The following is a 6227-nucleotide window of genomic DNA, read 5'->3' on the forward strand; positions in this document are numbered from 1 at the left end:
ACCCGGCCCTGGATATCCGGGCCGTGCGTCGGCCTCGGGGCGTGGTGGTGGGGGTCAATATTCGCGGTACCCTGCGCGAGCCTAATCTGGAAATCTTCTCCGACCCGCCCATGCAACAATCAGAGCAGCTTTCCTATCTGCTCACCGGCCGTCCCCTGACCGAAGGGGGCGCCGGAGAAATGGATCTGATTCAGGAGGCTAGCCTGGCCCTGCAGATAGCCGGCGGGGCCGCGGTGGGGCGACAGTTGGGTCGCCGATTCGGCGTCGACACCGTCACCATCGAGGCGGGCGACTCACCGGAAGAAACCCAGGTGGTATTCGGCGAGTACCTGTCGCCACGGCTTTTCATCAGCTACGGGATCGGCCTGTTCGAGGGCTCCAACATTTTCCGGATCCGTTACGAAATCAGCAGCCGATGGTTCCTGGAAGCCCAGACCGGTGACCGCGGCGGCGCCGACTTCATCTACAGCCTGGAACGCGGTTGACGGGACGACGAACGAAGAAAGCAGTCGGCTTTCTGGCGTTGCTGGCCCCAGGCCGTTAGCCCTGACTGAACAAGCGCTCAGGGTGCTTGAAACTCTTGAACTCGAGGGCATTGCCGGAGGGGTCGCGGATGAAAAAGGTGCCCTGTTCGCCCGCCTCGCCCTGGAAGCGGATACGCGGCGGAATCAGGAATTCCACACCCTGCTGACGGAGTTTGTCTGCCAGGGCCTCCCATCGGGGCCAGGGCAGTACTGCACCAAAATGCCGGACGGGGACCGCATCCCCATCCACGCTGTTATGCGCCTCGACCTCCGCCGACTCGGACACATGGGCGCTGAGCTGGTGACCGAAGAAATCAAAATCAACCCAGCGTTCAGCCTGGCGGCCGACGGAGCAGCCAAGGGTCTCTTCGTAGAAGCGGCGGGTGCTGTCAATATCCCTGACCGGGAAAGCCAGGTGAAAGGGCACTGGGTTGGCGGTCACGGTCTCTCTCCTTGGCAGGGTCGCTTGCTTAGCTATCCAACTGCAGGGCCTTGCCCGTTTCGCTGTCGATGGGTGCGGCGTCATCCAGCGTGCGAATACCGTCTATGTCGGCGTTAAGAACGGCCTCACGCACGGCTCGGACTGCCGCCGGGCGGGGAAAGGTTTCCCGCCAGGCCAGGGCGATCTGTCGGCGCGGAGCGCGGCCCGCAAAGGGACGGTCACAGAGGAGTTCCGCCTGTTCGCTACCACCATACCAACGACCCAGGGAACTGCGCGGCACCACGGTAATCCCAAGGCCGCTGGCAACCATGTGGCGAATGGTTTCCAGACTGGAGCCCTCGGTGGTGCGCGCAGGCTTCTGGCTCTCCTCCCGGCCATTGCACTCCGGGCAGGCGCTCAACACCTGCTGGCGGAAGCAATGACCGTCCCCCAGTAACAGCATGTTTTCATCGGCCAGTTTGCTGGGAGGAATGCTTGCCTGGCTGCTGAGATGATGTTGACGGGGCATGAGGACGCTGAAATCTTCCTCATAAACAGGCCAAAGGGCGATGCCGGGCTCACTGAAAGGGGGGCTGATGAGAATCACGTCGAGTTTGCCTTGGCGCAACTTCTCGCCCAGCACATGGGTGTAATTCTCCTCGATCACCAGGGGCATCTCGGGGGCGCTCTTATGGAGCGGACTGATCACATAGGGCAGAACATAGGGGCCCACGGTGAAAATGGCGCCGATTCGGAGCTGCCCGGCAAGCTGATCCTGTCCGGCCCTGGCCAGCTCCACCACCCGATTGGACTCGGCAAGAACCTTTTCAGCCTGGCTGATGACCCGCCGCCCCACATCCGTGGGCACGACCCGGCTGGATTGACGCTCGAACAGGGGTACGCCCAGCTCATCCTCCAGCTTGCGCACGGCCACGCTAAGGGTGGGTTGGCTGACGAAACAGGCCTCGGCCGCACGACCGAAATGCCCCTCTCGAGCCAGGGCGCTGATATAACGGAGCTGGGTCAGGGTCATGAATCGTCGCCGCCTTCCCGGGCAGAGGTGCTGTCATCGTCTTCCGAGCAATCCACGCCCAGGCCCAGGGCTACCCGATTGAGGAAGTTGAAGTAGGCCGCCAGCAGATTCATGTCCAGGATATCCCGGTCACTGTAGCCCACGTCCCGCAGCTCCTGGATGTCTTCGTCCGTGACCTGACTGGGTGATGTGGTCAGCTTGAGGGCATAGCTGAGCATGCGCGCCTTCTTGTCAGGAAGATCAAGAAACTGAAAATCGGACACCATGCGGCGCAGCCGGGAATTGTCCTGCTCGTAATGGGACAGGGCCTCGGCGTGATGGCGGACGCAATACCCACAGTTATTTGCCGCCGATACCACCACAGCAATGCTCTCCCGGTCTGCCCGGGACAAGCCGCTGCGGCCAAACATCAGATGGGTATAGAGCGACATCTGCCGCTCCAGGGCACCGGCATTAAGACTGTGCACCCGAAGTATGCTGGCGATCTTCTTCTGCTGGGCGTCCAGTGCCTCGTATGCGTCCTTGAGATCCCCGCTTGCCTCGGATTCCTTGATGGTGTCTATCCAGGCCATGGGCTCATTTCTCCCTCGGCGACGGTCTCTGGCAACTGATGGTGCAGCGGGACCGGCATGACGTTGACCACCCCTTCCAGCTGCTGCATTCTGTGCGCGGCAACGGATTCTGGGACCCATTGTACGCCTGTTGCGCGCCCATGCCATAGCGGGCACGCCAGCGGGTCCACAACGGCTTGGACAGGAGGATGCGGTCATGGGATCCCGCTCACGCGCCGTCAGGCGTTTCGATTTCGCCCCCGGCGACCGCCTTGCCGACAAATACGAGGTGATTGAACGCCTCGGCCGAGGCTGGGAGGGAGAGGTCTACAAGGTCCGGGAGCGGGCAACCGGGATCGAAAGGGCGGCCAAATTCTTCTATCCCGAGCGGAACATGGGCAATCGGGCGGTGGCCTATCATGCCCGCAAGCTCAATCGGCTCCGCCATTGCCGCATTCTGATTCCATACCTGACCCATGATCACGTCAAACATGAAGGGCGGGATGTCCCCTTTCTGGTCTCGGAATTCGTGGAAGGGGAATTGCTGGAGGACTTCATCTACCGCCGACCGGGCAAGCGCTTGCCGCTCTTCGAAGCCCTGCATCTACTCCATGCCCTGGCCGCCGGCCTGGAGGAAATTCATCGCCTGCGGGACTATCATGGCGATCTGCACAGCGAAAATATCATCGTTGCCCGCCGGGGCATCCATTTCGAGGTCAAACTGATTGATTTCTATCGCTGGAAGACCCCCACGAGCGAGAATATCCGCGAAGATGTGCGGGATATCATCCGGATCTTCTACGATGCCCTGGGCGGGCGACGACATTATGCGAGGCAGCCTCGGTTGGTGAAGGAAATCTGTCTGGGCCTGAAACGCAGTCTGATTGCCCGGCGTTTTCGCACCGCGGGCGCCCTCCGGCACCACCTGGAGAATCTGGAGTGGGAAGACTGAGCGACCGGCTGGGGCGGGAACGGATAAACGTCAAAGAGCAGGAGTTGGTGATGGTTGACTATGGCCGCTTTCCAAATACGCGCATGCGGCGCATGCGACGGGATGACTTCAGCCGGCGGCTCATGCGAGAGAATTCGCTGACGCCGGATGATCTGATCTATCCCATGTTCGTGCTGGATGGCGAGGCCCAGCGCCAACAGGTCCCCTCCATGCCCGGGATAGAGCGCCTGTCCATCGACGGGATCATGCGCGAGGCCGAGGCACTGTTGGAACTGGGCATTCCGGCCATTGCCCTGTTTCCGGTGGTGCCAGCCGAATGCAAGAGCCTGGATGCCGAGGAAGCCTGGAATCCGGAAGGCCTGATTCAGAATGCGGTGGCGGCGATCAAGTCCGAATACCCGGAACTGGGGGTGATTACCGATGTGGCGCTGGACCCCTACACCAGTCACGGCCAGGACGGGCTGATCGATCATCGGGGCTATGTGCTCAATGACGAAACTACCGCCGCACTGGTCAAGCAGGCCCTCTCCCATGCCGAAGCCGGCGCAGACGTGGTCGCACCCTCCGACATGATGGACGGGCGGGTGGCTGCCATCCGCCAGGCCCTGGAGGCACAAGACCACCGCAATGTTCGCATTCTGTCCTATTCGGCAAAGTATGCTTCCAGCTTTTACGGTCCCTTCCGAGACGCGGTGGGCTCCGGGGCGGCCCTGGCCGGAGCGGACAAGAAGACCTACCAGATGGACCCCGCCAACAGCGACGAGGCAATCCGGGAGATCGCCCTGGATCTGAACGAGGGGGCCGACATGGTGATGATCAAACCGGGCATGCCCTATCTGGATATCGTGCGGCGAGTGAAGGAACACTTCGGCGTGCCAACCTTTGTTTATCAGGTCAGTGGCGAGTACGCCATGCTGATGGCCGCGGCCGAGAACGGCTGGCTGGATGAACGTGAGGTGGTTCTGGAGTCCCTGACCAGCATCAAGCGTGCCGGCGCCGACGGCATCCTGAGCTATTTCGCCCGCCGGGCGGCGGAGTGGCTGCGGGAGGAATGAAGAAGGGTTGATCCAGTACGTGTTCAGAGCCGCTTGAGTACCAGCTCCCGGGCCAGTAATCGATTGTTCTTCTCATGAAAGGCGCCGTTATGCTCGAGGCGGAGCCCGGGATGGTTTCGATATTGCGCCAGGCGGTTTTCATCGACTGCGACGGAAATCAGATCCGCCAGTCTTTTACGATTCTGGCGAATGCTGTTTGAGAGTGTCTCAAGCGCCTGGTGCTTGCGTGTTAAGGGCTGCTCCACGGCCGGGCCAAACAAGGACGCCACACTGTCCAGCCATTGGCGAAGGGCGGATTGTCCCGCCTCGGACCGTGCCAAGGCTTGCAACGCCGCCACCTCCTGATTGAGTCCCTGCCGCAGGGATTCGGCGCCAGGGTTATCGGCCAGGGCCCGCAGGCTGGCTCGGCTGGGGTGTTCACCCATTTTTTCAGACAAGGCCTTGGCCAGAGCAATCAAGCCACGCTCAGATAGCACCCGGTCGGCCAGCCCGGCTTCCTCTCGTGCATCCCGCAGAATGATGGAGTCGGGATGATGACAAAGCAGATAGGCCTCGCAGCCGGGTCGCAGGATGCGCGCAAGTTCATTCAGGCTGTCCTCACTGCGACCATATTCGAAACCAAACTGGCTGCAGACCACATCGAATGAGGCATCCTCGAAACCGGTGGCCTCATTGGGGCAGGCAGGCCAGAAGCGAACCCCCCGGGGATCACTGGCCTCATTCAGGGCTTGCCGCGGTGGGTGAATCTCGGCGGCATCAGCGGCGTGGATCTCCAGTGCCAGTCCATGGCGACGACTGGCCTCTGCCAACAGCATGGCCACCGCGCCATTGCCCGCCGCCATATCCAGTATCTTTCCCCTCGGGGGAAACTTGCGGGCACGGTCGTCCCAATAGTGAGCGATGCTGCCCTCATAGTTGGCCTGGAAGCGACCGGCAAATGAGGTGATCGAGCCGCTTCGCCAATACTCATTCCAATGCTCGGTTTCGCTGGACTCCACCTGACGCCTCCATGGCTGATTGCCATCCGGAATGGTAGGGAACCTCTGATTAATATTTATCAGAGGTTCCCCAGAACAGGAAGGCCCACCAAATTGGTGGGCCTTCTCTGCCTTCAGGCAACTGCAGCTCGGGCTTTAGAAGCGCTGACGATACTGCAGGGTATAGACCCGACCGAAGTAGTCGTAGAGCTCAATGTTCGACTCCCGGTTAAGGTCCAGCACCGGGTCCTTGTCGAAGACATTGTTGGCACCCACCGTGATCCGGCCATCCCAGGGCGTTTCGTAGGAATAGTTCAGATTGGTCACGGCATAGGAGGGCACCTCACCGATCTTCTCATCTCTGAGTGTGTCCGGGTTAAGCGCCTCGGTCTGAGCCTGACCATCAATCCAATAGGTGGTGGAACTCACCTGATGGGGCCCCTGCATCCAGCGGAGCTGGACGTCGGCACGGTTTCTCGGCTGATTACGGAAACCGGCCACATCCTGCAAGGGACTGGCGGGGGTGGCTCGGGTGTTGTAGTTCAGAATGTGGGTTGCATTGAACTCCACACCCATGTCCCCGAAGTTCCCCAGGCCAAAGCGATACTGGACGTTGAAGTCCAGGCCCTGAGTATCGAAGCTCTCGAAGTTCACATCCGTGACATCGACGATGTCAACTTCACCAGCCGCGGTCCGACCCACGTTGACGCCGTC

8 protein-coding genes are annotated in these 6227 nt (G+C 60.9%); 3 read left to right on the plus strand and 5 right to left on the minus strand.

Going from position 1 to position 6227, the window contains the following annotated elements; genetic code table 11:
* Positions 1-485 (plus strand): translocation/assembly module TamB domain-containing protein (locus ACJWXQ_RS12385; protein ID WP_406672922.1); only part of this gene is annotated, 485 nt, incomplete at its 5' end.
* Positions 486-540: 55 nt separating this feature from the next.
* Here the strand turns inward: ACJWXQ_RS12385 and ACJWXQ_RS12390 are convergent.
* Genes ACJWXQ_RS12390 through ACJWXQ_RS12400 form a run of 3 tightly spaced genes read right to left on the minus strand, consistent with a single transcriptional unit; the run spans position 541 to position 2550 of the window.
* Positions 541-966: a VOC family protein gene (locus ACJWXQ_RS12390; protein WP_346050682.1), complete on the minus strand. Its 426-nt coding sequence runs from the start codon at positions 964-966 to the stop codon at positions 541-543.
* Positions 967-994: 28 nt separating this feature from the next.
* Positions 995-1978 (minus strand): hydrogen peroxide-inducible genes activator, encoded by a 984-nt coding sequence (locus ACJWXQ_RS12395; RefSeq protein WP_346050681.1) that lies wholly within the window; start codon positions 1976-1978, stop codon positions 995-997.
* On the minus strand, positions 1975-2550 hold the full coding sequence (locus tag ACJWXQ_RS12400) for a peroxidase-related enzyme (RefSeq protein WP_346050680.1): 576 nt from the start codon (positions 2548-2550) through the stop codon (positions 1975-1977). Before ACJWXQ_RS12400 ends, ACJWXQ_RS12395 begins: the two co-directional genes overlap by 4 nt.
* 196 nt (positions 2551-2746) lie before the next feature.
* On the opposite strand from ACJWXQ_RS12400, the gene ACJWXQ_RS12405 reads away from it, so the two are divergent.
* Both ACJWXQ_RS12405 and hemB read left to right on the plus strand, forming a co-directional pair.
* Positions 2747-3481, plus strand: coding sequence for a protein kinase domain-containing protein (locus ACJWXQ_RS12405; protein ID WP_346050679.1), 735 nt, complete (start codon positions 2747-2749; stop codon positions 3479-3481).
* 50 nt (positions 3482-3531) lie between these two features.
* Positions 3532-4536: a porphobilinogen synthase gene (hemB, locus tag ACJWXQ_RS12410; RefSeq protein WP_346050795.1), complete on the plus strand. Its 1005-nt coding sequence runs from the start codon at positions 3532-3534 to the stop codon at positions 4534-4536.
* Between the two features lie 23 nt (positions 4537-4559).
* On the opposite strand, the gene ACJWXQ_RS12415 is transcribed toward hemB, so the two are convergent.
* Positions 4560-5534, minus strand: coding sequence for a methyltransferase domain-containing protein (locus ACJWXQ_RS12415; RefSeq protein WP_406672923.1), 975 nt, complete (start codon positions 5532-5534; stop codon positions 4560-4562).
* A 135-nt stretch (positions 5535-5669) separates the two neighbouring features.
* On the minus strand, positions 5670-6227 hold a 558-nt coding region (locus tag ACJWXQ_RS12420), incomplete at its 5' end, for a TonB-dependent receptor domain-containing protein (RefSeq protein ID WP_406672924.1).

Source organism: Natronospira sp. (genome assembly GCF_007134575.1).
Classification (GTDB): domain Bacteria; phylum Pseudomonadota; class Gammaproteobacteria; order Natronospirales; family Natronospiraceae; genus Natronospira; species Natronospira elongata.